This window comes from Colwellia sp. 5_MG-2023 (genome assembly GCF_030547795.1).
GTDB lineage: Bacteria > Pseudomonadota > Gammaproteobacteria > Enterobacterales > Alteromonadaceae > Colwellia.
The window spans coordinates 196,573-223,042 of sequence record NZ_JAUOPW010000001.1; the positions used below are offsets into that span (position 1 = coordinate 196,573).

Below are 26,470 nucleotides of genomic sequence, written 5' to 3' on the forward strand. Positions count from 1 at the left end.
CACTGTTACTTATCTTTTTAAACAGAGTAAGCAGAAGCTAATGCACTCAATAGTTAATCTAATTTTATCTAACATTAGCGCTTGAGTGACAAGCGCTTGTTATTCACTAATGTTAGTCCAATGTTAACGCTTGAGTGACAAGCGCTTGTTGTTCTTTTACATGTAAAGCCATATAACCTACCGCTGGGGCTGCAGAAGCATTACGTCCAGCATAACTTAAATAAGTTGCATCAGGGATAGCTGCTCTAAAGTGATGTTGCGAACAGTACCAAGCACCTTGGTTTTGCGGCTCTTCCTGACACCAAACAAATTGCTTCACATGCTGATAATCTTTAATCGCATCTTTAAGCTCTTTCTCTGGGAATGGATATAGCTGTTCTATACGAACAATTGCAATATTATTTAACTCATTTTTACGACGTTGTTCAAGTAGTTCGTAATAAACCTTACCACTACAGAATACAACACGCTCTACTGCCTTCGGATCTAACTCGTCTATTTCACCGATTACATTTTTAAATTCACCTGTAGCAAGCTCTTCCATAGAAGATACTGCTAATGGATGACGTAATAATGATTTAGGTGACATTACAACTAATGGACGACGCATTGGACGAACAACTTGACGACGCAGCATATTAAATACTTGCGCAGGTGTTGATGGCACACATACTTGCATATTGTGGTCAGCACAAAGTTGTAAGAAACGCTCTAAACGGGCTGATGAATGCTCAGGACCTTGTCCTTCGTAGCCATGTGGCAATAACATAGTTAAACCACATAAACGACCCCATTTTTGTTCACCTGAACTAATAAACTGATCGAAAACTACTTGTGCACAGTTAGCAAAATCACCAAATTGTGCTTCCCAAATAGTTAAACCGGCTGGTTCAGCTGTCGTGTAGCCATATTCAAACGCTAACACTGACACTTCTGATAATACTGAATCATGTACATCAAAAGGACCTTGGCCTTCACGGATATTTTGTAACGGTAAATAAGTCGACGCATCTTCTTGGTTATGTAAAACAGCATGACGATGGAAGAAAGTACCACGGCCTGAATCTTGTCCTGTAATACGAACTCTTTGTCCTGAGTCAACAATAGAAGCATAAGCGATATTTTCAGCCATCCCCCAATCTATTAACTTTTCACCTGTTGCCATTTTCATGCGATCATCGTAGATCTTTTTAACACGAGAATGTACTGGGTGATCTTCAGGATAAGAAGAAACCTTAACAGCTAGTTCTTTCAACTTATCAACGCTAACTTCAGTATCGTAGTCATCATCCCACTCATGACCAAGATAAGGTGTCCAGTCAACTGAATGTGCAGTCATTGGACGCCATTGCTCTACAGTACATTGACCTTCATCAAGCAATTTTCGATAGTATGACGTTAACTCATCAATTTTATTTTTGTTTAAGCTACCTTCAGCGATCAATTTATCTGCATATAATTGACGTGGCGTGGCATGCTTTTTAACAATTTTATACATTAATGGCTGTGTAGCACTTGGCTCATCAGCTTCATTATGACCATGACGACGGTAACAAACTAAATCGATAACAACATCACGTTTAAATTCATTACGGTAATCTAGTGCTATTTGTGTTGCTAAAATTACCGCTTCTGGATCATCACCATTAACATGAAGAATTGGTGCCTGAACCATTTTAGCAATTTCTGTACAGTATTCACCTGAACGAGTATCTTGTTCTTTTGAAGTAGTAAAACCTACTTGGTTATTAACTACAATACGTACAGTACCACCTACTTTAAATGCACGCGCTTGCGACATATTAAAGGTTTCTTGTACAACACCTTGACCTGCAATAGCAGAATCACCATGAATGGTAATAGGTAAAACTAAGTCACCTTGGTTGCCGCCACGTCTATCTAAACGTGCTCTTACGCTACCAATAACAACAGGGTTTACAATTTCAAGATGAGAAGGGTTAAACGCTAACGCTAAATGCACATTACCACCAGGGGTAACAAAATCAGAAGAATAGCCTTGATGATACTTAACATCACCTGAGCCTAATATTCCGTCGTGCTTTCCGCCAAACTCATCAAATAATTTTGATGGGTTTTTGCCCATAACGTTAACTAAAACATTTAAACGGCCACGATGAGCCATACCCATTATTACTTCTTTCGTACCAGCAGCGCCAGCACGAGTAATAAGTTCCTTCAACATAGGAACAAGTGCATCACCGCCTTCTAGAGAAAAGCGTTTAGCACCTGGAAATTTAGCACCTAGATATTTTTCTAAGCCATCAGCTGCAATCAAGCCTTTTAGAATTTCAGTTTTTTCATCAACCGATAACTTCGGTACAGACTGTACAGATTCTAAACGATTTTGTAACCAACGTTTTTCATCTGTTGAAGTAATGTGCATATACTCTGCGCCAACTGAACCACAATAGGTTTTTTTCAGCACTTTGTATAACTCACCTAACTTCATTGAGTCTTGACCAACATCTAATGAGCCGACATTATATTCTTTGTCGAAATCATTTTCTGATAGGTCATGATGAGAAAGCTGTAAATCACGGACTTTATCACGTTGCCATAATCCTAATGGATCTAGATTGGCGTTTTGATGACCACGAACTCTAAAAGCATTGATAAGTTGTAAAACTTTAACTTGCTTGGCGTCGCCGCCACTCGTAACAACTTGTTTTTTTTGTTGTTTAGCTAAAACTTTAAACTCTTCGCGTATAGCGCTGTGGCGATATTCCACATCACTACCTTCAACTTTAGGAAGTTCTGAAAAGATTTCTCGCCATTCTGCAGATACAGAGGCAGAGTTATCTAGGTATGATTCGTACAATTCTTCAATATAAACGATGTTGCCACCGTTTAAGTGGGAAGACTCTAGCCAAGCCTTCATTACACCTTCTGGCATTGCCTTTTCCTTGCTGGGGTAAAGCAAAAAATAAATAATCGCGTTATAAAATACGATTACGGTTAAATTGTAATATTACGTATTTATTCAAGAAAATACATAAAAAACTTTATAACGGGTAATAGTTAACGTTAAAGCTAACTATTACCACTATACGTTAATTTAAGCAGTTAAACAGCACGACTTAATAGCATAGATTTAATATGGCCAATGGCTTTAGTTGGGTTTAATCCTTTTGGACAAACATCAACACAGTTCATTATGCCATGACAACGGAATACACTATATGCATCTTGTAAACCATCTAAACGTTCTTCTGTAGCAGTATCACGGCTATCAATTAAAAAGCGATAAGCATGTAATAAGCCAGCAGGTCCGATAAACTTATCAGGATTCCACCAGAAAGACGGACAAGATGTAGAACAACAAGCACATAAAATACACTCATAAAGACCATCTAATTTATCACGTTCTTCAATAGTTTGTATATTTTCACGCGCTGGTTGTTGAGCATCGTTAATTAAATACGGTTTAATCTTTTCATATTGCGCGTAAAACTGGCTCATATCAATAATTAAATCACGTACTACCGGTAAACCAGGTAAAGGACGTAAAATAATTTTACTAGACTTTAACTCTGATAATGGCGTAATACAAGCTAAGCCATTTTTACCATTCATGTTTAAACCATCTGAACCACAAACACCTTCACGACATGAACGACGGAATGATAAGCTTGTATCTTTTTCTTTTAACAGAATAAGTGCATCAAGTACCATTAAATCAGAGCCGTCAGGAATTTCTAACTCATACTCTTTCATGTATGGCTGAGCATCTACATCAGGATTATAACGGTAAATCGAAAATAACTGTTTCATACCAATTACTCCTTAGTAAACACGTGCTTTCGGTGGGAAAGCTTCGCGGTGAACAGGTTTCATATTAACATCACGCTTAGACATAGCACCAGTTTCAGGCGTGAAAATAGAATGGCATAACCAATTTTCATCATCACGTTCTGTAAAATCTTGTCTTGCATGTGCGCCACGAGATTCAGTACGGAAGTTAGCTGCTTTAGCTGAACAATACGCAGTTTCCATTAAGTTATCTAATTCTAAACATTCAATACGTTGAGTGTTAAATTCTGATGACTTATCGTCTAACTTAGCATTTTGAAGACGTTCACGAATTTCAGTTAATTCTTTCATACCTTCAGCCATTGCTTGACCTTCACGGAATACTGAGAAGTTCATTTGCATACACTGTTGTAAATCTTTACGAATCTGTACCGGATCTTCACCTGTTGTTGAAGATTCCCAACGTTTCGAACGTGCTAATGATGCTTCTAAATCAGATTCAGAGGCTTCTTTACCAATTTGACTATCGTTTAAGTAAGTGCCTAAGAAGTTACCTGCAGCACGACCAAATACAACTAAATCAAGTAGTGAGTTACCGCCTAAACGGTTAGCGCCATGTACAGATACACAAGCGATTTCACCTACAGCAAATAAACCTTCAACAATGGTTTCTTTGCCATCAGGACCAATATTAAGTGCCTGACCATTAACATTACACGGTACACCACCCATTTGATAGTGACATGTAGGGATAACTGGAATTGGCTCTTCAGCTGGATCAATATGAGCAAAAGTCTTAGATAAGTCACAAACACCTGGTAAACGTTTGTATAACGTTTCACGACCAAGATGATCAAGTTTAAGCTTGATATGAGGACCATATTGAGGGTGATCACAACCACGACCTTCACGGATCTCGGTCATCATTGAACGAGCAACAACATCACGACCAGCTAAATCTTTAGCATTTGGAGCATAACGTTCCATAAAGCGCTCGCCGTCTTTGTTAAGTAGATAACCACCTTCACCACGACAACCTTCAGTAACTAATACACCTGCGCCAGCGATACCCGTTGGGTGGAACTGCCACATTTCCATATCTTGCATTTGAATGCCAGCACGAAGTGACATACCAACACCGTCACCAGTATTGATGTGAGCATTAGTCGTTGAAGCAAAAATACGACCTGCGCCACCTGTAGCTAATACAGTTGCGCGTGCTTTGAAGTAAACTACTTCACCAGTTTCAATACAAATTGCGGTAGTACCAACAACTGCACCATCACTGTTTTTAACTAAATCTAATGCATACCACTCTGAGTAAACATTAGTTTTGTTTTTAACATTTTGTTGGTACAAACAATGTAATAAAGCATGACCTGTACGGTCAGCTGCTGCTGCTGTACGAGCGGCTTGCTCACCACCAAAGTTTTTAGATTGGCCACCAAAAGGACGTTGGTAAACTTTACCTTCTTCCGTACGAGAAAAAGGTAAACCCATTTTCTCTAATTCGATAACTGACTCAGGGCCAGTTTTACACATATATTCGATTGCGTCTTGGTCACCGATATAATCAGAGCCCTTAACCGTATCATACATATGTTGTTCCCAATGATCTTCATGAGCGTTACCTAAAGCTACGGTAATACCACCTTGAGCAGATACTGTATGAGAACGAGTTGGAAAAACTTTAGAAATCAAGGCACAAGATTTGCCTGACTCTGAAATTGCTAATGCAGCGCGCATACCTGCGCCGCCTGCGCCAATAACAATGGCGTCAAATTCACGAATTGGAACGCTCACTTACACACCCCACACAATTGAAAAGCCAAACACTACGTAGGCTAATAACAAAACTGAAAAGAAAAATTGCAGTGCACCACGCAAAAATGCTGGCTTGATGTAATCTGACAATACTTGCCAAACACCAATTTTAGCGTGCACAAGTAACGCGAGTAGCGCTAACATTGTTGCAACTTTTACACTCATACAAGCAAAAAACCCTTGCCATAAATCATAAGTAACAGTTGGTGTTACTATAAAAAATCCAGCAATAAGTAAGGTGTATAGCACAAGAATAATTGCACTAGCTCTTAGAAGAATAAAATCATGTACGCCATTACGGCCTACTGATGCGACGACACTTACCATAACCAAACTCCTATTGCTGCCGATACAGCTAACCAAATAATCATAATCAATTTGGCACTTGCATTACCCGAGACTAACTCTTCAAAGTGACCTAAATCCATTAACAAGTGACGAACACCCGCTAATAAATGGTAAGTCAGCGCAGAAAGGCAGCCGAAAATAATAAATTTAAAGAAAAAGCCATCAAGACATTCTTGAATACTGGCAAATCCTTCAGCAGAAGAAAGAGAGGTAGAAAGCGTTAGCAATAAGATACCGATAGCAAATACCATAATCACACCGGAAATTCGGTGAAGAATTGAAGCATTAGCTGACGGATGCATCTTGATTGTAGTTAGATCTAGGTTTACAGGACGTTGTTTTTTCACAATTGTTGCCTAAAGAGCTCGAAAGCCTTCAACTTTTATTATTGTTACTCATGAACTACCTTTTAGAATATTAGTATTCTTACATTTGAATACACAAATAGAATACTAATAGAGATTACTAAAGAAGTAATTCCCGAAATGAACGGTAACTGCTTTTTATTAATAAAAATAATCTATTATTACTTATAGAGTTAACCGAACCGCATAATAATAGCGAACTTAGTCTACTTTGGCTAAGTAATTCAATTAATACTTTAGTAAAAGAAGAAATTATTTTTATTATTAAAATAACCTCAAACTTAACAAGACATTTATTGTTTACATTCTTATTAAAGCCACGAAATATAAAAAACACTTACAGAACGGATTGATTATATAGTTGATAATACATAAATTCAATTTTCCTATAACAATAAAAATTTGTAATTTTTTAAATTAACCTTATTCACGGTTAATTATTATACAATTTTATCAGCAGCTACAAACTTTAGTCGAATGGCTATTACATTTTAATTACAAATTGAGGTAGAATGTCGGCTGTTCAATTTACCCAAGTTAAGTATAAATACTGATTGTTATTTCTTAATTATTTTAAATAAGAATAAATCTTATTTAAAATAATTAAGAAGATGATCGGAACTCAAAATTGTAAATTTTAAAAATTATAGGGGATAAACATATGGCTGAATCTAAAGCCTTGCTAAGTATTGACGGCAAAGAAGTTGCTGAACTGCCTGTTCTTAAAGGCACTGCAGGTACCGATGTAATAGATATTAGAACCTTAGGTAGTCACGGTTATTTCACTTATGACCCTGGCTTTTTAGCTACGGCATCTTGTGAGTCATCAATCACATTTATTGATGGTGGCAAAGGTATTTTGCAGCATCGCGGATATCCTATTGATAACCTTGCTAAAGAAGCTGATTATCTAGAAGTTTGCTATATCCTTCTTAATGGCGAAGCGCCAAACAAAGAACAATATGAAGAGTTTAAAGTAATCATTACTAACCATACAATGGTTCATGAAAAAATAGCTCATTTCTTCCATGGTTTCTTACCTGACGCTCACCCAATGGCTATGCTTTGTGGTGTAGTTGGTGCTCTATCTTCTTTCTATCACAGTGATTTAGACATTAATGATGCAGAACAACGTCATCGTAGTGCTCATCGTTTAATTGCTAAAATGCCTACCATTGCGGCAATGGCTTATAAGTATAGCGTAGGACAACCTTTTGTTTATCCACGTAACGATTTAACTTATGCTGAAAACTTCTTACACATGATGTTTTCTGTGCCTGCTGAAGAATATAAAGTAAACCCTATCATTGCTAAAGCAATGGACAGAATTTTTACTTTACATGCAGACCATGAGCAAAACGCTTCAACGTCTACAGTACGTTTAGCTGGCTCTTCTGGTGCTAACCCTTATGCATGTATTGCAGCGGGTATTGCTTCTTTATGGGGCCCTGCACATGGTGGCGCTAACGAAGCATGTTTAACTATGCTTGAAGAAATTGGTGATATTTCTCGCGTTGATGAATATGTATTAAAAGCTAAAGATAAAGACGATTCATTCCGTTTAATGGGCTTTGGACATCGTGTTTACAAAAACTTCGACCCACGCGCTACAGTAATGCGTGAAACGTGTCATGAAGTACTAGCTGAATTAGGCATCAATGATCCATTGTTAGACGTTGCTATGGCACTTGAAAAAGTGGCATTAGAAGACGAATACTTTGTTCAAAGAAAACTTTACCCTAACGTAGATTTCTACTCAGGTATTATTCTTAAAGCAATCGGCATCCCTACAAGCATGTTTACTGTTATATTTGCTATGTCTAGAACTGTTGGTTGGATTGCTCACTGGGATGAGATGTTATCTCAACCAGGTCAAAAAATTGGTCGTCCTCGTCAAAAATACACCGGTGAAATTGATCGTAAATTTACACCTTTATCTAAATAAAAGTATTATTGATGGCTAATATATAGCCAAAATAGAAGATGTAAAATACGAAAAAAGGTAGCATTTGCTACCTTTTTTTATTGTTAATAATTAAAAAACACCTTTTTATTACGATAACAACCCAGTCAAAAGAGTCTATTTTTTAAACAAAATTAAAACAAAAAAGGAGTAAATACTCTACTCCAGTCATTCACAGTAACAATACTAATTATTCATACAACTTATGAAAAAAGTAGAGTTTTTAGTCTAAAAAGTATTATTTCAATATAAATTTCTCTTATATTTTTGCCTTAAATTTATCACTTCACTATAAATCATTAACAAAATACCGCTCAAAAATTTCTTTCATTACGCTTTACTAACCAAATTAGTTTTAACGATAAAGCTTAAGACGTTATAATAATGCCAATTTCGTATCACTTTTTAAGAACAAAATGTCTGATTACTCTCTAAGGTTTGGTGGTATTGCCCGCCTTTATGGTTTACAAGGCGCACAAGTTATCAAAGCATCACACTTTTGCGTTATCGGCATCGGTGGCGTTGGATCTTGGGTAGCCGAAGCACTAGCAAGAAACGGTGTTGGTAATATAACGTTAATTGACCTTGATGATATATGTATTACTAATATCAACCGTCAGATACACGCCTTAAGCGACACCATTGGTGAAAGTAAGGTTGAAGTCATGGCTGAACGTATTAAACAAATTAATCCAGATTGCCAAATTAATGTTATTGAAGACTTTATTACTACTGAGAACTTATCTGAATTACTAAGCAAAGGTTATGATTATGTCATCGATGCTATTGATTCGGTCGATATAAAAACCCGGCTCATTGCTTTTTGTAAACGTAATAAATTACCAATAATTACTATTGGTGGTGCAGGTGGACAAATTGATCCTAGCAAAATAGCAATTACAGACTTAAGTAAAACGTATCAAGATCCTTTACTGGCCAAAGTGAAAAACCAATTACGCCGAGAGTTTAACTTTCCTCGTTCAGATATTAAAAAGGCCAGTAAAAGAAAGTTTTCTATTGATGCCGTATTCTCCACAGAGCAATTACGCTATCCAACAGAAATTGGAGACGTTTGCTTAGCAAAACCGGATGTTAGTGAGGGAAATAATAGTTCTATGCGACTAGATTGCAGTGGCGGCTTTGGTGCAACCACACATGTTACCGCGACTTTTGCCTTTTTTGCCGTGAGTAAAGCAATAGAAAAGCTATTACAAAAATCGGCTTAAAATCTCAGAAAATTAAAGTTCAGTAATTCATGTATATAGCGCTTTAACTTATCCTTAACAGTTAGTAATAACCCATTATCGCTAACTGTTAATACAACGCATTACAAGCTTTTGTTAAACGATGCAACGGCATCGACCACTTCTCTTGCACCTACTTGAATTTCATTCATGACATTACCGGCATTATTTGACAGTTCTAATGCTTTTTCTGCTTCATTCATACTGGTTTCAATGATTGACACTGCATTTTCAGTTAACTGCTTATTTTTAGCGACAACACTAATAATTTCTTCGGTTGCGGTGCTTGTACGCGAAGCCAATAACCTTACTTCATCTGCAACAACAGCAAAGCCTCGACCTTGTTCACCTGCCCTAGCAGCTTCAATTGCGGCATTAAGCGCAAGTAAATTAGTTTGATCAGCAATGCCACGAATATTATCTACAAGCTGAGACACTTTCTGTGATTGCTCATCTAATTCAAATATCCCTTTACTGGCTTCACTCATCTGTTGTGAAAGTTGACCCATAGTCTCAATTGTAGAGTTAATAACATTGATAGCATTTAATGTGTCTTCATCTGTTTTACGAGAAACGTCATAGGCAATTTCAGACGTTTTAGCTATCGCTATTTCCCTATTTATTTGCTCTGTGATCACAGTTGCAAACTTAACCACTTTATATAAGTCACCACTATCGTCATGAATAGGATTATAAGATGCTTCAAGCCAAACAACATCTCCATTACTATCAAGGCGCTTAAATCTATCTGAAACAAACTCGCCTCGTTTTAGTCGTTCCCAAAAGGCTTTATATTCTTGAGACTTAACAAGCTCTGGCTCACAAAAAATACTGTGATGTTTACCTAGAATTTGATTCTGTTTATATTTAGTACCTTTAAGAAAATTCTCATTTGCGTATAAAATAATACCATCTAGATTAAACTCAATAACAGCCGAAGAACGCGTTAATGCGGCAAGCATATCTTTTTGTGATCGGTATTCTGTAATGGTTTGAGTAAGCTCAGCAGAGTACACGGCAAGCTTTTTTGAGCAAGTTTTAGGTTGGATAATTGTTCGATACCAAATGCTATTATTAGATTTCGACATTAGATGCATTGCACCATGCCAATGAACACCTTTTCTAATAGACTCAAGCATTTTTTTACAAATATCACTGTCTTGTATCTTAGGAGACAGAAACATTTCAATAGGCTTATTAAGAATTTCATGCTCTGCATAGCCACATGATTTTAAGAAAATGTCGTTAACTTCGGTAATGTTTCCTTGAAAGTCTAAGGAAAAAAACGCCATTTCACATTGAAGATCATCTTGAATATCATGAAAGCAATTTAACTCGTGTTCTAACTCTTCTATTCGTGCTAATAGCTTACTTTTACCAAATAACATATATTTTACCCTAATAATGATTATTTTTAATTACATACTCTACACCCTGAGTCGTATTTAATGTAAAGCCACATTAAACATATTATCCATTAAAAGAATAAGTGTAGAAGATAGGTTTATGCTTTACCACACAATTTATAAATTTAAAGCCTTTACACTTGAGGTAATTTAGGAAAAATAGTGGTTTGTTATACCGAAATATAAACAGAGGAATAAAAGAGAGGTGTATTAACGACGTTATTTTCTTATGATTTAACATAGAGTAAACAACGTCATTAATATGTTATGACTTAGCTGTTATGGGTTAGCTATTATTACTTGTACTTGCTAATTGGTTGTTACTACGGCTTAATTTCCCAAAGATTATCTTGTGCAACAAGATCATATAAAACTTCCGCTTTACTAATTAATACTTGAGCAAATTTTTCTTGTTCTTTTTCGCCAGTTTGCAATAACCCTTCGGCTTGCATTTGCCATTTTAATGAAAAATGACGTGCTGCATCTCTAGCACTACCAGCAACATTGACAGCATTGTAATCACTTGGCAAATCACCACAAATAACCCAATAATAATTACCGTCAAGTGCCTTTAGTTTCCACACCGACATAAAATTCATAAAATAACGACTTTCTTCGGCTGAAACACTATTCGTTACCAGCCCTTGACTCGCTAAATACTTAGTTGCTATTTGATATTGCTCTCTAATCCATTGCTGCTGTTGTTCAACCGTCATTTTTTGTTCTTGTGCCATGATAACCTCTTAATATTTTTAATAATAATGCTAATAAAAGTGAATAAATATCACCTAATCAATCAACTGGTATTGCTCACGTAATATACTGACGATCTCAGCTTTTGGGTTATCACTTAATACAATTTTTTCACCGGTAATTTTTTCTGCTATATCAATATAGGTTTTAGAAACATCCATCAATACTGATAACGGCAACTCATTATCACGTGCCAACGCTTCACGCTCAGGCATACGCTCTTTATTTAATAATATATCGGCATCAGGAAAATGTTGCAGTAATAGTTGGCGAAAACCTTCTTTTGAATTTTCAACAACGTTGCCAGCCTGATACTGCTCACCATCCCAAATACGAGATGAATCAGGTGTACCAACTTCATCCATATAAATTAACTTATCATTACCTGCTTTGTCTTTTACATAGCCAAACTCGAATTTTGTATCAACAAAAATTTGATCTATTTTGTTTAACGCCGTAGAAATAACATTAAAACCTTCCGTAAGCAGTTTTTCATATAAGCTAATATCATCTTTAGATTTGAAATTAAATGCTGCAAAGTTGTCTTCAATATTCTTACGAGTGATATTAACATCATCGGCTTCTGGCACACCTGGTATTCCTTTTAGAATACCCTTAGTTGAAGGTGTTTGTAATAACTCAGGTAACTTACTATCTTTCGTTAAACCTTCAGGTAATTCAATACCACAAAAATCGCGTTCACCTTTTACATAACTTCGCCACATAGAGCCGGTAATATATTGACGGCAAATGGCTTCAATCATCACAGGCTTAGCTTTTTGTACTATCCACACAAATGGATGAGGAATATCAAGAATATGGCTATCTGCAAGGCCTTGCTCTTTAAACAGCTTAAACCAATGGTTTGAAATAGCATTAAGAGCTGCACCTTTACCAGGTACACCTTTCATACCACCCTCACCTTGCCAAATGCAATCAAAAGCAGAAATTCGATCACTAATAACCATAATAGCTAATGGTGTATCGCTAGGCACATTATAGTTCTTTTCTTCAATTAAGCGCTTACTGTCACTTTCAGTTAACCAATAAACAGAGCGAACCTTACCGCTATGAACGGGGGCATCGGTACGAATAGGTAAATCATTATTTATCGCTAAAACTTTATCAGCTAAATTCATGGAGGTAGACCTTAACATTAAGACTTAAAAATAATTGTAATGAATAATATCTTTAGTATTTATTAGGAGCAAATAAAATAGTATTTATTACCTTAATCTTTGTTTATTAATATCATTTAGTGTTACATAACAGCTTTTATGCCGTTGAATTATACAATAGCGATTTGATCTAATTGAATTAATTTAGAGTAGTTTTTACACGTTAGTTCAATTTCAAAAATAAATGTACGAGGATTATACTTACTTATTAAGTATATTTAATGTAGAAATCAGCTTATACCAGTTTCATTAATTAAGTGAACAATTTTATGCGTAGAAAAAATTGCCAAATACAAGGCATTTATTTCAATAACTAGTTGTTCTAATTATTAAATAAATAACGATGCCGTTGGTGATTTTAGCAAGTAGGAATGATCACATAGTTAGTGAGATTGGTATTAATACCAGTTTCATTAATTACTTAAAAAAGAAAAGGACGCCAATAGGCGTCCTTATCTAGTAAAGCTAATTCAATTCTTATGCAGCTAAAGAAGCTTTCGCTTTTTCAACTAAGAATGTGAATGCTGCTTTATCGTATACTGCGATGTCAGCTAGGATCTTACGGTCAATTTCAATCGAAGCTATTTTCAAGCCATTGATGAATTTGCTGTAAGATAAACCATTTTGACGAGCTGCTGCGTTAATACGAGCGATCCAAAGCTGACGGAATTGACGTTTACGTTGACGACGATCGCGGTAAGCGTATTGACCTGCTTTAGTTACTGCTTGATAAGCAACACGATAAACACGACTACGTGCTCCGTAATAACCTTTAGCTTGCTTTAGAACTTTTTTGTGACGTGCACGAGCTTGTACACCACGTTTTACTCTAGCCATTTTCTATATCTCCTAATTAACCGTGACGTAAAAGTTTTTTAACTGACTTAATGTCAGATGCAGCAATCATGTGCTTAGCACGAAGATGACGCTTAACTTTAGTACGACGCTTAGTCAAGATATGACGAAGGCCAGCTTGTTTGAACTTGTAGCCAGAAGCTGTTTTTTTAAAGCGCTTTGCAGCACCTTTATTGGTTTTCATTTTAGGCATGTGAATAACTCTCAAATGTATACCTTAACCATAAATGGTAGGTATATGCCAAATATTAAGTAGCGAGGGCGAAATTGTTATCAGCAAAAATGATAATAAACAATTTACTTGCAAGCCTGTACTACCAGCGTAAAGATAAAATTGGTGAATTAAGTTCTCAGTATTATTTAAAAGAATGAAAACTTAATTACTTGTCAAACCAAAGATTATCTATTTTTAGGGGCTAGAACCATCACCATTTGACGTCCTTCTGCTCTACGCGGAAAGAATTCTAGAACCGTTAAATCTGCTAAATCGTTTTTAACGCGAGTTAGTAGCTCTAAACCAAGCTCTTGGTGGGCCATTTCACGGCCACGGAAACGTAATGTTACCTTGACCTTGTCGCCGCCTTCTAAAAAGCGTTTCAGGTTACGTAATTTCACCTGATAATCGCCTTCATCTGTACCAGGACGGAATTTAATTTCCTTAACCTGTATTTGTTTCTGCTTTTTACGTTGCTCTTTCTGTTCTTTAGATTTTTCATAAAGAAACTTGCCGTAATCCATAACACGGAGTACCGGAGGCTTCGCCGTTGGGCTTATTTCAACAAGATCAACACCTGCTTCGTCAGCTTGGTTCATAGCTTCATCTAATGTAACTATGCCACCTGCTTCGCCGTCAAACTTAATTAAACGAACTTCGTTATCAGGAATACCTGTGATTAACTCATTTAAACGATGTGCTGGCTCTTTTTGCCCGCCTCGTTGTCCACCTTTAATAGCCATGTTCCTCCAAAGAACTTTGTTCCAAGTAATCGACGTTGTTAAAATTTAGCGATTACTCAGATTAAAAAATATTTTTATGTTTGTTTTATACTCTATTATAAGTAATTTTAACGCTAAGTACGAGAACTAACTTCTTCACTTAGTTTCGAAATAAAGCTATCAACAGACATTTTACCTAAATCTTCACCACTTCGAGTTCGTACTGCAATTTCGCCAGATTCCATTTCTTGATCACCAACTACTAACAAATATGGAACTCTCTTTAAAGTGTGCTCGCGGATCTTAAAGCCTATCTTCTCATTTCTCAAGTCTAACTTTGCTCTAAATCCATTTTCTTTTAGTTTTTTCACTACTTTTTGACAATATTCGCTCTGTTTGTCCGTAATATTCATTAATGTCACTTGAATTGGCGATAACCACGTTGGGAATTTCCCAGTGAACTCTTCAATTAAAATACCAATAAAACGTTCAAGTGAACCTAAAATTGCACGATGAATCATCACCGGAATGTAACGTTCGTTATCTTCACCAACATAAGTTGCGCCTAAACGCTCTGGTAAAGCAAAATCTAATTGCACTGTGCCACATTGCCAAGCACGACCTAAACAATCCATTAAGGTAAATTCAATTTTAGGACCGTAAAAAGCACCTTCACCAGGTAAATATTCAAACTTAATATTACTGTCAGTTAATGCTTGCGCTAAACCAGCTTCCGCTTTATCCCAAACTTCATCACTACCAATACGGTTTTCTGGACGAGTAGACAATTTAACAACAATATCTTCAAAGCCAAATGATCCGTAAACGTCATATACCATTTCGATACATTTTTTCACTTCGTCTTGAACTTGTGATTCCATACAGAAAATATGTGCATCATCTTGCGTAAAACCACGAACACGCATTAAGCCATGTAAAGATCCTGACGGTTCGTTACGGTGACAACAGCCAAACTCAGCAATACGTAAAGGTAAATCACGGTATGATTTTAAACCTTGGTTAAATATTTGCACATGACCTGGGCAGTTCATTGGTTTTATTGCGTATTCACGCTTTTCAGATTCAGTAGTAAACATGCCATCAGCATATTTATCCCAGTGACCTGACTTTTCCCAAAGACTTCTGTCCATCATCATTGGCGCTTTAACTTCGTCGTAATCATACTCATGAAGTTTTTCACGCACAAATTTTTCTAATTCGGTATAAATTGTCCAACCGTCGTTATGCCAAAACACCATGCCTGGCGCTTCTTCTTGCCAGTGGAATAAATCGAGTGTTTTACCAATTTTACGGTGATCACGCTTTTCAGCTTCAGCTAAACGCACTATATACGCTTTAAGTTGTTTTTTATCAGCCCATGCAGTGCCGTAAATACGTTGCAACATTTTGTTGTCTGAATTACCGCGCCAGTAAGCACCCGCAACTTTCATTAATTTAAAATGATGACAATGACGCATACTTGGTACATGAGGACCACGACACATATCAATATATTCTTGATGATGATATAGCGCAGGTGTGTCTGTTTTCTCGATATTTTGATCAAGAATTTCTAATTTATAAGTTTCACCACGTTCAGTAAAGGCATCGTAAGCATCTTGCCAAGAACCGGTTTTTTTCACAACTTCATAACCAGTGCGGGCTAATTCAGTCATGCGTTTTTCTAATTTCACTAAATCATCTTCAGTGATTGATTCTTCTAAATCAACATCATAATAAAAACCATTATCAATGGTTGGGCCTATAGCCATTTTCACATTAGGGTATAATTGCTTAATAGCATGTCCTAATAAATGCGCACATGAATGACGAATGATCTCAAGCCCTTCGCTATCTTTACTGGTAATAAGTTGTAAAGCGGCATCTTGGGTGATTAATTCACAGGCATCAACAAGATTTCCATCGATACGACCAGCAATTGTTGCTTTCGCTAAACCTGGGCCAATATCAAGTGCTACATCCATTACAGATACTGCATTGTCAAATGAACGTTGTGAACCATCTGGGAGAGTAATTACAGGCATTAAATTTCCTTGTCAGTGGCGACACACACTAAGTGCCGCTTGATGTTTATTATGTTTAAAGTAAATGAAAAATCGATAAATATTGAAGATTATTCTAACGCATTGAACTCACTATAAAAGCGCAAAGAATAATTCGAGGTCAGCAATATAGGGCAATTTAGCTTAATTTGCAATTTTTTTAGCAACTATTACGACGATTCAAGCATTGATAACGCCATTGCTTCAGCTATTTTAATACCATCAATGCCTGCTGATAAAATTCCCCCAGCATAACCTGCACCTTCACCTGCTGGGTATAAACCTTTAGCATTTAAACTTTGCAATGTTGTTCTATCACGCGTTATTTGAATAGGTGATGACGTACGTGTTTCAACAGCAGTTAACGTAGCATCTTTCATTGAAAAGCCTTTAATCTTACGTTCAAAAGCAGGCAACGCTTCTCTAATGGCAGTAACAGCATAATCAGGTAATGCTTCACTTAAATCACAATAAACCACACCGGGTTTATAAGAAGGTATAACACTACCGTGCTCGCCGGTTTTATTTCCAGCTAAAAAATCACCAACAAGCTGCACAGGTGCATCATAATTTTCACCGCCCATCTTAAAGGCTTGCTCTTCTAATCGACGTTGAAACTCAATACCTGCTAATACCGAGTTATCTTTAGAAGCAAATTTACCCGAGGTATAATCTTTTGGCTCTATACCGACCACAATAGCACTGTTTGCATTACGTTCATGGCGAGAATATTGGCTCATACCATTAGTAACTAATCGGCCCTCTTCTGATGCTGCTGCTACTACCGTACCACCTGGACACATACAGAAACTATAAACACTGCGACCATTACTCGCATGATGCACAAGTTTATAATCGGCTGCGCCTAAAATTTCATTACCGGCATTTTTACCAAAACGTGCTTCATCAATAACAGATTGTTCATGCTCGATACGAAATCCAACTGAAAAAGGCTTAGCTTTAATATAAATACCTTCATCAAACAGCATTTTAAAGGTATCTCTGGCGCTATGGCCTATCGCTAAAGCAATGTGGCTTGTTACAATATGCTCACCACTGGCTAACGTTAACCCTGTTACTTGTTTAGCCGTACAGTCGCTTAATTCCTCTTCATCAAAAATAACACTATCATCATTTTCAAAATGAATTTGTTCAACTTTTTCACCAAAGCGCACTTCGCCGCCTAATTCAAAAATTTTAGCACGCATTTTTTCAACCATAGTCACTAGTTTAAACGTACCAATGTGAGGCTTGCTTACATATAAAATTTCTTCTGGTGCGCCCGCATCAACAAACTCATGCAAAACTTTACGGCTATAATGTTTAGGATCTTTTACTTGGCTATAGAGTTTTCCATCAGAAAACGTACCTGCCCCACCCTCACCAAACTGTACATTTGACTCTGTATTTAATATTTTTTTACGCCAAAAACCAAAGGTGTCTTTAGTGCGCTCTCTTACTTCTTTACCACGCTCTAGAATAATCGGTTTAAAACCCATTTGTGCCAAAACTAAACCAACAAATAAACCACAAGGTCCCATGCCAATAACCACAGGACGCTGCGTTAGTTTTTCTGGTGCTTGTGCGACAAACTTATAAGCCATGTCAGGTGTTAATTTCACATGTGAATCTTTAGCAAAAACAGCAAGTAATGCCTCATCCTTAGTTGTAGTAACATCTAAGGTATAAATTAAGAAAATATTACTTTTTTTACGAGCGTCGTAACCACGTTTAAATACGGTAAAATTAACTAATTCAGCGTTAGTTATGGCAAGTTTGTCAAGTATTGCCTGCTCAATAGCATCAGCTGGATGATCTAAAGGTAATTTAATATCGGTTAAACGCAACATGGTCTGAGATCCAAAAATAAGGGCTGTATATAAATATGGCGGCATTTTACCTGATAGTAAGACGCATACCAATTAAAACAAGAGATTGAATTTAAAATAAAGCAAGGTATGATCCACACAAAATTGATTAAAGAGTAAATAAATTATGGCTTTTGTTGTTACCGATAATTGTATTCGTTGTAAATATACAGATTGTGTTGCGGTATGTCCGGCAGACGCTTTTTTTGAAGGTCCAAACTTTCTTGTTATTAACCCAGACGATTGTATTGACTGTGATTTATGCCCAGTTGAATGCCCTGCAGGTGCTATTTATCAAGAAGATGAAGTCCCCGAAGATCAACAAGAATTTATTAAACTAAATGCTGAGCTTTCACAAATTTGGCCTAGAATTACCGACGTTAAACCTGCTCCTGAAGATGCAAAGGAATGGGATGGTGTTGAGAATAAATTAAAATTTTTAAAAATTGAAGATTAATAAATATTTATATATTCAAGATATCCACGTAAAGGCCGATATAAAATAACTGAGGCAATCTCACTGATAAAAATTACAAATACCTTATCAGCTCATCAATGTTATAAAATAGGACGTCGTTATGGATAACATGACTGTTAATATAAAAACACCAAATCATCAATCGAATCAAATAAACAAGTTTTCTACAATAAAAGATGATGAAGCATTAGATACTAACCCCCTTGCTTCTACTCAAATTAGCAAAACGGATGAAGTCACTATTTCCCAAGAAGCAAAAGACAAACAATTAGAGGAAGTAAACTCCGCCGCACTTCAAAAAATATTAAAAACAGAAGAAGGTGAAGAAAAAGAAGATCCGTTAGACCAAATGATAGAAGAATTAGAAGAGAAAATAGTAGAATTAACACAAGAAATAGCCCAACTTAATACCAATGATGAAAGCTCACAAGAAAAAGCCAAAATATTAAATGCTGAATTAGCCGGACTACAGGCACAGTTAGTAGAATTGGTAAGCCAGAAACTTGGCGCATAAAAAATAATTGTTAATGATAACTGACTATTATTGTGTCTATTTAAGTAATTGTTCACTAATAATATAGCTAACAGTAAACATTTTTTGAATAGTTAGCTGTAATGGTTGCCTGTGTTTAGCTTCTTCAATATGATGGCCTACCTTTAGTCCTTTTATTTTATAGCCTACAGTCAAAATTTAATGAACCTAACTCCCTTTTACACAAATGTTAAAAGTTTAGCTAAACTTTCTTACCCTATTCTCATCGCACAGCTTATTCAAAATTTAATGGGATTCATTGATATTGTAATGGCTGGTCGAGTTAGCGCTATCGATATGGCAGCAGTCGCCGTAGCAAATAGTATTTGGTTACCATTAATATTAACCATTTATGGTTTAGTTATGGCGCTTGCAGTCATTGTTTCCCAGCTTGCAGGAGCAAAAGACTATTTAGCCATTAGTGAGCAAACTTATCAAACCGCTTGGATTGCACTCGCATTAGGCCTATCACTTATTGGGTTGTATTATCTACTGGCCCCCATGATCGCGCCAGCCATTGAATTAGAAGGTAACTTAAAGCCATTATTGTTTGATTATTTACGATACATTGTTTGGGGCGCGCCTGGTTATTGCCTTTATTTAGTATTAAGAAATTACGCCGAAGGACTTTCTTATACCAAACCAACCATGGTAATTAGTATTATTGGCTTGTTGGTAAACATTCCGGCTAATTATATCTTTATTTACGGAGAATTTGGTGCGCCTGCTTTAGGTGGTGCTGGCTGTGGTGTTGCCACAGCAATTGTATACTGGGCAATGTTTCTTGGTATGTTCTTATATGCCTTTTATTCAAAAACATTAAAAAAATCATCGCTTTTCGATAAATGGTTTTGGCCAAGCTGGTCTAAAATTAAAAATATTTTAAGCTTAGGCACACCTATCGCTTTATCCTTATTATTTGAAGTTAGCTTATTTGCCGTTGTTGCTATTATTTTAGTTCCTTTTGGTGCTGAAACCGTTGCAAGTCATCAAATAGCGCTTAACTTTAGTGGCTTAATTTTTATGGTGCCATTAAGTTTAGCTATGGCGACTACGATAAAAGTTGGTAACGCATTAGGTGATAAAAATCATCAACAAGCTAAAGCGTATACCACACACGCAATTATTCTAGGCTTACTACTTGCTGTTTTTACCGCAATAATCACCTTAGTATTTAGAGTACCTATTGTTGGCATTTATACTGATGAACTTCCTGTTATAGAGCTTGCAGCAAACATTATGCTTTTAGCAACCCTGTATCAATTTTCAGACACAGTACAAGTGGTTTCTGCCGGTGCATTACGTGGCTATAAAGATACCAAATCTATTTTATATATCACGTTTGTTTCTTATTGGTTAATTGGCTTACCTGTAGGGATAGTATTAGGCATTACAGATTGGGTTACTGACAAAATGGGTCCTTATGGTTTTTGGATAGGTTTTATCGTCGGTTTATCTACTGCAGCCATCTTACTTGCATGGCGTTTAAAGGTAGTTCAAGGCCGTCTTGCGTTAAAAACAATCAATTAAACTTTATTTCAGCGAATTTAAGCAAAAGCGCTTGCAAGGACATAAGTTGACGGCTAACATAGCGCCCGTTGATTAATTCAATCAAGCATTTTGCTCGCTTAGCTCAGTTGGTTAGAGTACTTGCATGACATGCAAGGTGTCACTGGTTCGAGTCCAGTAGCGAGCACCATATTAGGTTCATTAAGAATCCAAGAAACCCGTAATATTATAGAGATATAATGTTACGGGTTTTTTATTGCCTGTAATGTGCATAACAACCTAATAACATCCATTAAAAAAGCGGTACCATAAGTGATACTGATTTCAATCACATAATATGGTACCGTTTTATGGCTAAAGTTACTCCCCTTTAAAACGCCTAAAGCAACTAAGATGGCGACCATTAGACCTGATGAACTTGATCAACTAATGAAATATATTAGCTACACCAGTATTAAACTGGGGACTCGCTGTTTTATTGAATGGCGGTTGCATTTACAAACGATAACGGTTTTAAATGAGTTGGGCAAAAGAATTTGAAGCGCTAAAAAATCAACTCACGATCGTAATTCTTTTGATTGTGGTGAATGTGTTTATAGAAGTGCAAGCAGGCATTAGTAGAACGATGGTTTTAACTTCAAAAATACCATTGTTAAATAAAAAATATGCAATTTGTTCATCTTATAGTGTTGCTCCAAGCTCAATATCCCGAGAAACATTACCCGTTAGCATGGCTAAAAAATTACCACATTATCCTGTCCCTGTATTTTTGTTGGCTCAGTTAAGCGTACATAAAGAATTTCATGGGAGAGGAATAGGAAAAATAAGCTTAATTAGGCGTTAAATTACTTATGGGAAGTAAATTTCCATATGCGAGCTTATGCGGTTGTTGTTGATTGTTTAACAGATAACGCTCAACGTTTTTATGCTAATTATGGTTACGAAGCATTGTGTGAACATAATGGACCTATTCGTATATTTCTACCTATGAAAACAGTAAAACAATTGTTTAATCAATAACAAAAGTTCTAGAAGTCACCAGAGAGCTCCTCGGGTATTTTTTTTCTTTACGTGAAAAACTTTGAGCGACTGACCTTGTTAATTTCACGAATTCATGTTCTATATCCACCTAAATTTGCTATCATAACGGCTTTCAAAACGTCGTTTAAAACCATAAGGCAATAGTACTGAGTGGCAGTTTTTCAACTTAGAGATTATCAACAAGAAGCCGTATCGAAGGTGCTTAAACACTTTAAAAGAACCAACGAATCTGCAGTGATTGTTTTACCTACTGGCTCAGGTAAAAGCCTGGTAATTGCCGAACTTGCTCGCTTAGCAAAACGAAAAATACTCGTGTTAACGCACGTAAAAGAGTTGGTTGAGCAAAATCATCAAAAACTTGAAAGTTATGGTGTTACTGCCGGTATTTATTCTGCGGGATTAAAACTTAAAGAAACTCAACACCAAGTCACGTTCGCCAGTATACAATCGGCAGCCCGCAATTTAGATGATTTTAATACCTCCTACTCCTTAATTATTATTGATGAATGTCATCGTGTTAACCTAGCCAGTACTGACTTGACTGGTGAGCAGTCTGACGACCAGTCCAAAGATAAGTCTAAATGCCTGCTTAAAGATAGGTCTAAAAACAACACTAAAGACGCGCCAAATGGCGAATCAAAAGAAAGCGCAAGCAAACTGGGCAATAGTAATCAGTATCAACAAATCATTGATAAGTTGATGCAAGTAAATCCCGAAGTGAAATTATTAGGGTTAACCGCAACCCCTTATCGTTTAGGCATGGGCTGGATTTATAAAAAGCATTATCGTGGTTTTGTGCGAACCCAAGAGAAGCGACCTTTTGAACACTGTATTTATGAACTACCTCTGCATTATTTAATTAAACAAAACTATTTAACCAAGCCCAATTTAGTTGATGCCACCATAGAGCACTATGATTTTAGTAGCCTGCGAGCAAACGCTTCTGGCGACTATAGTCCTACGGATATGAATCACCTATTAAATAAAAACCCAAGGGTGACGCAAAGCATTATTGAACAGGTCATTGAGTTAGGTGAAAAGCGCCAAGGTATTATGATTTTTGCCGCGACAGTTGAGCATGCTAAAGAGGTTTATAGTTATTTACCCGCCACATTAAGTGCCTTAATTACTGGCGCTACCGACAATACTGAGCGCGACGCGTTAATCAAAGCATTCAAGCGAAAAGACATTAAATATCTGGTTAATGTGTCGGTATTAACCACGGGTTTTGATGCGCCCCATGTCGATATGATTGCGATATTACGTCCAACACAATCAGTTAGTCTTTATCAGCAAATAATTGGTCGTGGGCTGCGCTTAAGTGAAAACAAGAAAGATTGCTTGGTGATTGACTATACCGGCAATGATTTTGACCTTTATCAACCCGAAGTAGGTGAGAAAAAGCCAAATAGTAAAAGTCAGCCGGTGCAAGTTGTTTGCCCTAGTTGTGAATTTCCCAATATATTTTGGGGCATTTGTGATGATGACGGCTATTTAGTAGAGCACTACGGCAGACGATGCCAAGGCCTGGTTTATGCTCCCCGTGTCGAACAAGAGCAGCAAAAGCAACCAGAGCAGAAAATCAGCGAGAACCAATGTGACTACCGCTTTGTTTTTAAAGAATGTCCTCACTGCGGTGGTGAAAATGACATAGCTGCGCGTACCTGTTTACAGTGCTTTGAAGTATTGGTCGACCCCGATGATATGTTAAAAAAGGCACTGCAACTTAAAGATTCAAAAATAATTCGCTGCGCAGGTCTTAATTTAACCCGAGTTAATGGCAAGGTGAGTGATAAAGGCGCTGATAAGTTAAAAATCATTTACCATGATGAAGAAGGTACTGAGCTTAATGAGTCTTTTGACTTTGCTAGGCCTAATCAGGTTAAAGCGTTCAATGCTATTTTTGCTAAACGCCTAAGCGCTAAATTAAATGTTCAACTGGGTTCAACTGAGTCGTTTGAAGTGACTACTTTAGATCAAGCATTAAAGCTAGCGAACCTATTGCCTTGTCCTGATTTTGTCATTGCCAGAAAACAGAAATACTATTGGCGTATTAAAGATAGGCTTTTTGATTATCAAGGTAAATACCGAAAAGCCAATGCGCTTAAATAACCTGAACTATAGATAAGCAATATGACTCAAGTAATTAAAGTCAATTCCTACGGTAAGATTATGATTTTTAATAATAAAAAATCATCATCTTTGATGTAATCATTACTCGCCAGACGTAGCTAGAATCACTTGCGAGTAACTTTGAGCGACAGTCCTTGTTAATTTCTTAACTCTGCACATATACTTTTTACAATATCATCGACTGCGGCATTGGTTTTAATACTTATCCAACGGCCAGAAACATTCGCATTGCCAAGTTGCGAGTACAAATAATTTAACTCTTTATCAGCTGATTTGGTCAGAGTTAGGTTGTCCTCTAACGTATTGTTTTTGCGTTCTTTCAGGCGATCTTTTCGGTGCTCTAACGGTAAATTGAGATATATAGTGATATCTGGAATTAATATCCTATTAGCTACATCAACAAGCTCAAAATGATTATTTTCACTCTTCCACTGATGGTATACTTGGGTAGATAACCAGTAGCGGTCAACAATAACATTTTTCCCCTTATTGACTAGCTCTCGAACTTGTTCAGAAACACTAACTACAGTAGACATATAAAAAAGCTGCCTTGCTTGATGGTTATCTTGATAAATGCTCTCTAATTGCTCACGGATTTTTTTAAATTGCTTCCCTGGTGTTGATAATACTTCTGCATCAATTGTTTCAGCTAACGCTTGTGTAATCGTTGACTTTCCAACGCCGTCCAAACCTTCTATGACAATAAACATTACGCGACTTCCTCTTTCAACATCAGATTATTTGCAAGGCTATGCATCATTTGCCATTCCTGCCTAGTAAAGCTATAACTTTCTACAACATGAGGTATTCCACCTTCATCAATTACATCTTCAATTATTGAATACTTTTCTTTATCCTCAGCTAACTTAGTTCCTTCAAGTAACATCAAAGGAAAAGCCTTGATAATACCAACACCTCTTTGATGTAAGTATTCAATACTATTTTTAAAGCTATCAACAGTTTGTCCTGGAAGGCCATAAATTAGGCTTACTTCAAAAGGTTGGTTCCATTGCTGAATCAACTTGATACTTTTACTTACTCTATTCATGTTGTTTCCTCTATCAATAATTCGTGACTCGTTTACATCAGCCGTTTGTAAACCAAACTCCAAATGAACATTTAACTGAGAACAGAGTTTAAGAAAATCCTCATTAATTCGTTCAAAACGAACTTGTAATGACAACATAGCCTTTAAGTTAATTTTTATTGCATATCGAAGAATCTCAAGATGATTCGATTCATTATTAAATATTGGGTCAAGTATATTAATTTTTTTAACCTCCTTTTCCTTAAACAACTTCAACTCTTGCTTAACTTTATCCATTCCAAGTAAATGTACATTTTTATCTTTTAGATCCCTATGAGCACAAAAATTGCATTTGAACATACAACCTCTGCGTGTTTCCCAGTGAAGCATTTCATGCCCTTCATCGATAGGGATAGTGCCATCTAAATATGGAGAAGAAAGCTTTTCAAAGTCGACTGCTTTCTCAATCACTCTACTGGTTATTGACTGCTCATCAAGGATGGCTTCTGGTAATGAAGCTTCGCCATAGCCCGGAATATAAAAATCTCCACTCGGGTATAGTTCATGACAATTTTTACGGTTAATTTGATATCCTCCAAGGATAACCTTTCCTTTAAATCCATTTTCCCTGCATAGCTTAATCACTGGCTCAACAAGTTCAGAGTTCCAAACGTAACAAGCTAATGCTAATCGGTCTAAGTCAGCTAATGGCACACTTTTATCGATTCTCTTGACTATTTCAACCACTGATAATTGCTCTCTGGCCAAAGTAGACATAGGTATCGCTAAGTGATCAATGATAAATTTTTTTCTATATTCTTTATGGTTACGACAAGCCGATAACAAGCTGCCTGCAGCAAACCCTGTCCCACTCTTTCCTCGCTGGCTAAAGTCGAAAGTAACTAACAATGCGCGTTTAAGTATTTTCACCGTTTATAAACTCCTTCATCTAAAGGTAAGTACTCATATTTAATATGAACACCTACCTCTTTGGTTATTAATTAAATGTGTAAATCTAAAGTCAATTAATTCGATGAAAGTGTTTCTCATACTCTTGTCTATTAAAGAGTAAGAATTCATGATGATTTTTTCTTCGAAGGAAGATAAGACGGTGGTTTCTGCCTACGCGAAAGCGGATCAAAAGGCGATTACATTTGACCCTTACACCACCAAGGC

23 protein-coding genes, 1 tRNA gene and 1 pseudogene are annotated in these 26,470 nt (G+C 36.6%); 9 read left to right on the top strand and 16 right to left on the bottom strand.

Annotated features, from left to right (window positions below; translation table 11 throughout):
* Nucleotides 1-112 precede the first annotated feature (112 nt).
* The 5 genes from Q4496_RS00815 to sdhC form a co-directional block, all read right to left on the bottom strand.
* On the bottom strand, nucleotides 113-2,914 hold the full coding sequence (locus tag Q4496_RS00815) for a 2-oxoglutarate dehydrogenase E1 component (protein ID WP_215973855.1): 2,802 nt from the start codon (nucleotides 2,912-2,914) through the stop codon (nucleotides 113-115).
* 170 nt (nucleotides 2,915-3,084) lie between these two features.
* Nucleotides 3,085-3,792, bottom strand: coding sequence for a succinate dehydrogenase iron-sulfur subunit (locus Q4496_RS00820; RefSeq protein ID WP_215973854.1), 708 nt, complete (start codon nucleotides 3,790-3,792; stop codon nucleotides 3,085-3,087).
* A gap of 12 nt (nucleotides 3,793-3,804) precedes the next feature.
* On the bottom strand, nucleotides 3,805-5,574 hold the full coding sequence (gene sdhA / locus Q4496_RS00825) for a succinate dehydrogenase flavoprotein subunit (RefSeq protein WP_215973853.1): 1,770 nt from the start codon (nucleotides 5,572-5,574) through the stop codon (nucleotides 3,805-3,807).
* A complete protein-coding gene (sdhD, locus tag Q4496_RS00830; RefSeq protein WP_215973852.1) occupies nucleotides 5,575-5,922 on the bottom strand; it encodes a succinate dehydrogenase, hydrophobic membrane anchor protein in 348 nt (115 codons plus the stop codon). It abuts the gene before it with no gap.
* Nucleotides 5,916-6,290 (bottom strand): succinate dehydrogenase, cytochrome b556 subunit, encoded by a 375-nt coding sequence (gene sdhC, locus Q4496_RS00835; protein ID WP_215973851.1) that lies wholly within the window; start codon nucleotides 6,288-6,290, stop codon nucleotides 5,916-5,918. The genes sdhD and sdhC overlap by 7 nt, the downstream gene beginning before the upstream one ends.
* A gap of 679 nt (nucleotides 6,291-6,969) precedes the next feature.
* On the opposite strand from sdhC, the gene Q4496_RS00840 reads away from it, so the two are divergent.
* Entirely contained in the window at nucleotides 6,970-8,253 is a 1,284-nt protein-coding gene (locus tag Q4496_RS00840; RefSeq protein ID WP_215973850.1) for a citrate synthase, read from the top strand.
* 434 nt (nucleotides 8,254-8,687) lie between these two features.
* Nucleotides 8,688-9,497 carry a tRNA cyclic N6-threonylcarbamoyladenosine(37) synthase TcdA gene (tcdA, locus tag Q4496_RS00845; RefSeq protein WP_303609761.1) on the top strand — a complete coding sequence of 270 codons (810 nt, stop codon included), beginning with the start codon at nucleotides 8,688-8,690 and terminating at the stop codon, nucleotides 9,495-9,497.
* 101 nt (nucleotides 9,498-9,598) lie between these two features.
* Here the strand turns inward: tcdA and Q4496_RS00850 are convergent, their stop codons facing one another.
* From Q4496_RS00850 to Q4496_RS00890, 9 genes and pseudogenes are all read right to left on the bottom strand, one after another.
* On the bottom strand, nucleotides 9,599-10,153 hold the full coding sequence (locus Q4496_RS00850; protein WP_303609821.1) for a methyl-accepting chemotaxis protein: 555 nt from the start codon (nucleotides 10,151-10,153) through the stop codon (nucleotides 9,599-9,601).
* Nucleotides 10,139-10,903: pseudogene (locus Q4496_RS00855) on the bottom strand (PAS domain-containing protein); the annotation flags it as partial. The pseudogene Q4496_RS00855 and the gene Q4496_RS00850, both read right to left, overlap by 15 nt.
* 341 nt (nucleotides 10,904-11,244) lie before the next feature.
* Complete coding sequence (locus Q4496_RS00860; RefSeq protein WP_303609762.1) at nucleotides 11,245-11,655, bottom strand: DUF4826 family protein; 411 nt, start codon at nucleotides 11,653-11,655, stop codon at nucleotides 11,245-11,247.
* A gap of 54 nt (nucleotides 11,656-11,709) precedes the next feature.
* Entirely contained in the window at nucleotides 11,710-12,813 is a 1,104-nt protein-coding gene (locus tag Q4496_RS00865; RefSeq protein WP_215973847.1) for a phosphoribosylaminoimidazolesuccinocarboxamide synthase, read from the bottom strand.
* 516 nt (nucleotides 12,814-13,329) lie between these two features.
* Nucleotides 13,330-13,689: a 50S ribosomal protein L20 gene (rplT, locus tag Q4496_RS00870; protein WP_159820908.1), complete on the bottom strand. Its 360-nt coding sequence runs from the start codon at nucleotides 13,687-13,689 to the stop codon at nucleotides 13,330-13,332.
* Between the two features lie 16 nt (nucleotides 13,690-13,705).
* Nucleotides 13,706-13,900 (bottom strand): 50S ribosomal protein L35, encoded by a 195-nt coding sequence (rpmI, locus tag Q4496_RS00875; protein WP_159820909.1) that lies wholly within the window; start codon nucleotides 13,898-13,900, stop codon nucleotides 13,706-13,708.
* Between the two features lie 206 nt (nucleotides 13,901-14,106).
* Complete coding sequence (infC, locus tag Q4496_RS00880; RefSeq protein WP_215973846.1) at nucleotides 14,107-14,664, bottom strand: translation initiation factor IF-3; 558 nt, start codon at nucleotides 14,662-14,664, stop codon at nucleotides 14,107-14,109.
* Nucleotides 14,665-14,777: 113 nt separating this feature from the next.
* Nucleotides 14,778-16,688, bottom strand: coding sequence for a threonine--tRNA ligase (thrS, locus tag Q4496_RS00885; RefSeq protein ID WP_215973845.1), 1,911 nt, complete (start codon nucleotides 16,686-16,688; stop codon nucleotides 14,778-14,780).
* A gap of 188 nt (nucleotides 16,689-16,876) precedes the next feature.
* Entirely contained in the window at nucleotides 16,877-18,556 is a 1,680-nt protein-coding gene (locus tag Q4496_RS00890) for an NAD(P)/FAD-dependent oxidoreductase (protein WP_215973844.1), read from the bottom strand.
* Between the two features lie 145 nt (nucleotides 18,557-18,701).
* Between Q4496_RS00890 and fdxA the strand changes: the two genes are divergently transcribed.
* From fdxA to Q4496_RS00925, 7 genes are all read left to right on the top strand, one after another.
* Nucleotides 18,702-19,031, top strand: a complete 330-nt coding sequence (gene fdxA, locus Q4496_RS00895; RefSeq protein ID WP_215973843.1) for a ferredoxin FdxA — start codon at nucleotides 18,702-18,704, stop codon at nucleotides 19,029-19,031.
* Nucleotides 19,032-19,152: 121 nt separating this feature from the next.
* Nucleotides 19,153-19,566, top strand: coding sequence for a hypothetical protein (locus tag Q4496_RS00900; protein WP_303609763.1), 414 nt, complete (start codon nucleotides 19,153-19,155; stop codon nucleotides 19,564-19,566).
* A gap of 180 nt (nucleotides 19,567-19,746) precedes the next feature.
* The gene (locus Q4496_RS00905) at nucleotides 19,747-21,114 is read left to right on the top strand and encodes an MATE family efflux transporter (RefSeq protein ID WP_215973841.1); all 1,368 of its coding nucleotides are present in this window, start codon (nucleotides 19,747-19,749) and stop codon (nucleotides 21,112-21,114) included.
* A gap of 92 nt (nucleotides 21,115-21,206) precedes the next feature.
* Nucleotides 21,207-21,283, top strand: a tRNA-Val gene (locus Q4496_RS00910).
* Nucleotides 21,284-21,610: 327 nt separating this feature from the next.
* The gene (locus Q4496_RS00915) at nucleotides 21,611-21,937 is read left to right on the top strand and encodes a hypothetical protein (RefSeq protein WP_303609764.1); all 327 of its coding nucleotides are present in this window, start codon (nucleotides 21,611-21,613) and stop codon (nucleotides 21,935-21,937) included.
* Between the two features lie 26 nt (nucleotides 21,938-21,963).
* Entirely contained in the window at nucleotides 21,964-22,113 is a 150-nt protein-coding gene (locus Q4496_RS00920) for a hypothetical protein (RefSeq protein WP_303609765.1), read from the top strand.
* 171 nt (nucleotides 22,114-22,284) lie between these two features.
* Nucleotides 22,285-24,246, top strand: a complete 1,962-nt coding sequence (locus tag Q4496_RS00925) for a DEAD/DEAH box helicase (RefSeq protein ID WP_303609766.1) — start codon at nucleotides 22,285-22,287, stop codon at nucleotides 24,244-24,246.
* Between the two features lie 158 nt (nucleotides 24,247-24,404).
* Here the strand turns inward: Q4496_RS00925 and Q4496_RS00930 are convergent, their stop codons facing one another.
* Both Q4496_RS00930 and Q4496_RS00935 read right to left on the bottom strand, forming a co-directional pair.
* On the bottom strand, nucleotides 24,405-24,977 hold the full coding sequence (locus Q4496_RS00930) for a deoxynucleoside kinase (RefSeq protein WP_303609767.1): 573 nt from the start codon (nucleotides 24,975-24,977) through the stop codon (nucleotides 24,405-24,407).
* Nucleotides 24,977-26,224: a radical SAM protein gene (locus Q4496_RS00935; RefSeq protein WP_303609768.1), complete on the bottom strand. Its 1,248-nt coding sequence runs from the start codon at nucleotides 26,222-26,224 to the stop codon at nucleotides 24,977-24,979. Before Q4496_RS00935 ends, Q4496_RS00930 begins: the two co-directional genes overlap by 1 nt.
* Between the last annotated feature and the right edge of the window lie 246 nt (nucleotides 26,225-26,470).

Coding starts and splice junctions, on each gene's coding strand:
- Q4496_RS00840 (WP_215973850.1), top strand. CDS start 6,970: ATGGCTGAATCTAAAGCCTTGCTAAGTATTGACGGCAAAGAAGTTGCT.
- sdhD (WP_215973852.1), bottom strand. CDS start 5,922: ATGGTAAGTGTCGTCGCATCAGTAGGCCGTAATGGCGTACATGATTTT.
- Q4496_RS00900 (WP_303609763.1), top strand. CDS start 19,153: ATGGATAACATGACTGTTAATATAAAAACACCAAATCATCAATCGAAT.
- Q4496_RS00920 (WP_303609765.1), top strand. CDS start 21,964: ATGCGAGCTTATGCGGTTGTTGTTGATTGTTTAACAGATAACGCTCAA.
- Q4496_RS00820 (WP_215973854.1), bottom strand. CDS start 3,792: ATGAAACAGTTATTTTCGATTTACCGTTATAATCCTGATGTAGATGCT.
- fdxA (WP_215973843.1), top strand. CDS start 18,702: ATGGCTTTTGTTGTTACCGATAATTGTATTCGTTGTAAATATACAGAT.
- tcdA (WP_303609761.1), top strand. CDS start 8,688: ATGTCTGATTACTCTCTAAGGTTTGGTGGTATTGCCCGCCTTTATGGT.
- Q4496_RS00860 (WP_303609762.1), bottom strand. CDS start 11,655: ATGGCACAAGAACAAAAAATGACGGTTGAACAACAGCAGCAATGGATT.
- Q4496_RS00815 (WP_215973855.1), bottom strand. CDS start 2,914: ATGCCAGAAGGTGTAATGAAGGCTTGGCTAGAGTCTTCCCACTTAAAC.
- rpmI (WP_159820909.1), bottom strand. CDS start 13,900: ATGCCTAAAATGAAAACCAATAAAGGTGCTGCAAAGCGCTTTAAAAAA.
- Q4496_RS00930 (WP_303609767.1), bottom strand. CDS start 24,977: ATGTTTATTGTCATAGAAGGTTTGGACGGCGTTGGAAAGTCAACGATT.
- rplT (WP_159820908.1), bottom strand. CDS start 13,689: ATGGCTAGAGTAAAACGTGGTGTACAAGCTCGTGCACGTCACAAAAAA.
- thrS (WP_215973845.1), bottom strand. CDS start 16,688: ATGCCTGTAATTACTCTCCCAGATGGTTCACAACGTTCATTTGACAAT.
- Q4496_RS00915 (WP_303609764.1), top strand. CDS start 21,611: ATGAGTTGGGCAAAAGAATTTGAAGCGCTAAAAAATCAACTCACGATC.
- infC (WP_215973846.1), bottom strand. CDS start 14,664: ATGGCTATTAAAGGTGGACAACGAGGCGGGCAAAAAGAGCCAGCACAT.
- Q4496_RS00905 (WP_215973841.1), top strand. CDS start 19,747: ATGAACCTAACTCCCTTTTACACAAATGTTAAAAGTTTAGCTAAACTT.
- Q4496_RS00865 (WP_215973847.1), bottom strand. CDS start 12,813: ATGAATTTAGCTGATAAAGTTTTAGCGATAAATAATGATTTACCTATT.
- Q4496_RS00890 (WP_215973844.1), bottom strand. CDS start 18,556: ATGTTGCGTTTAACCGATATTAAATTACCTTTAGATCATCCAGCTGAT.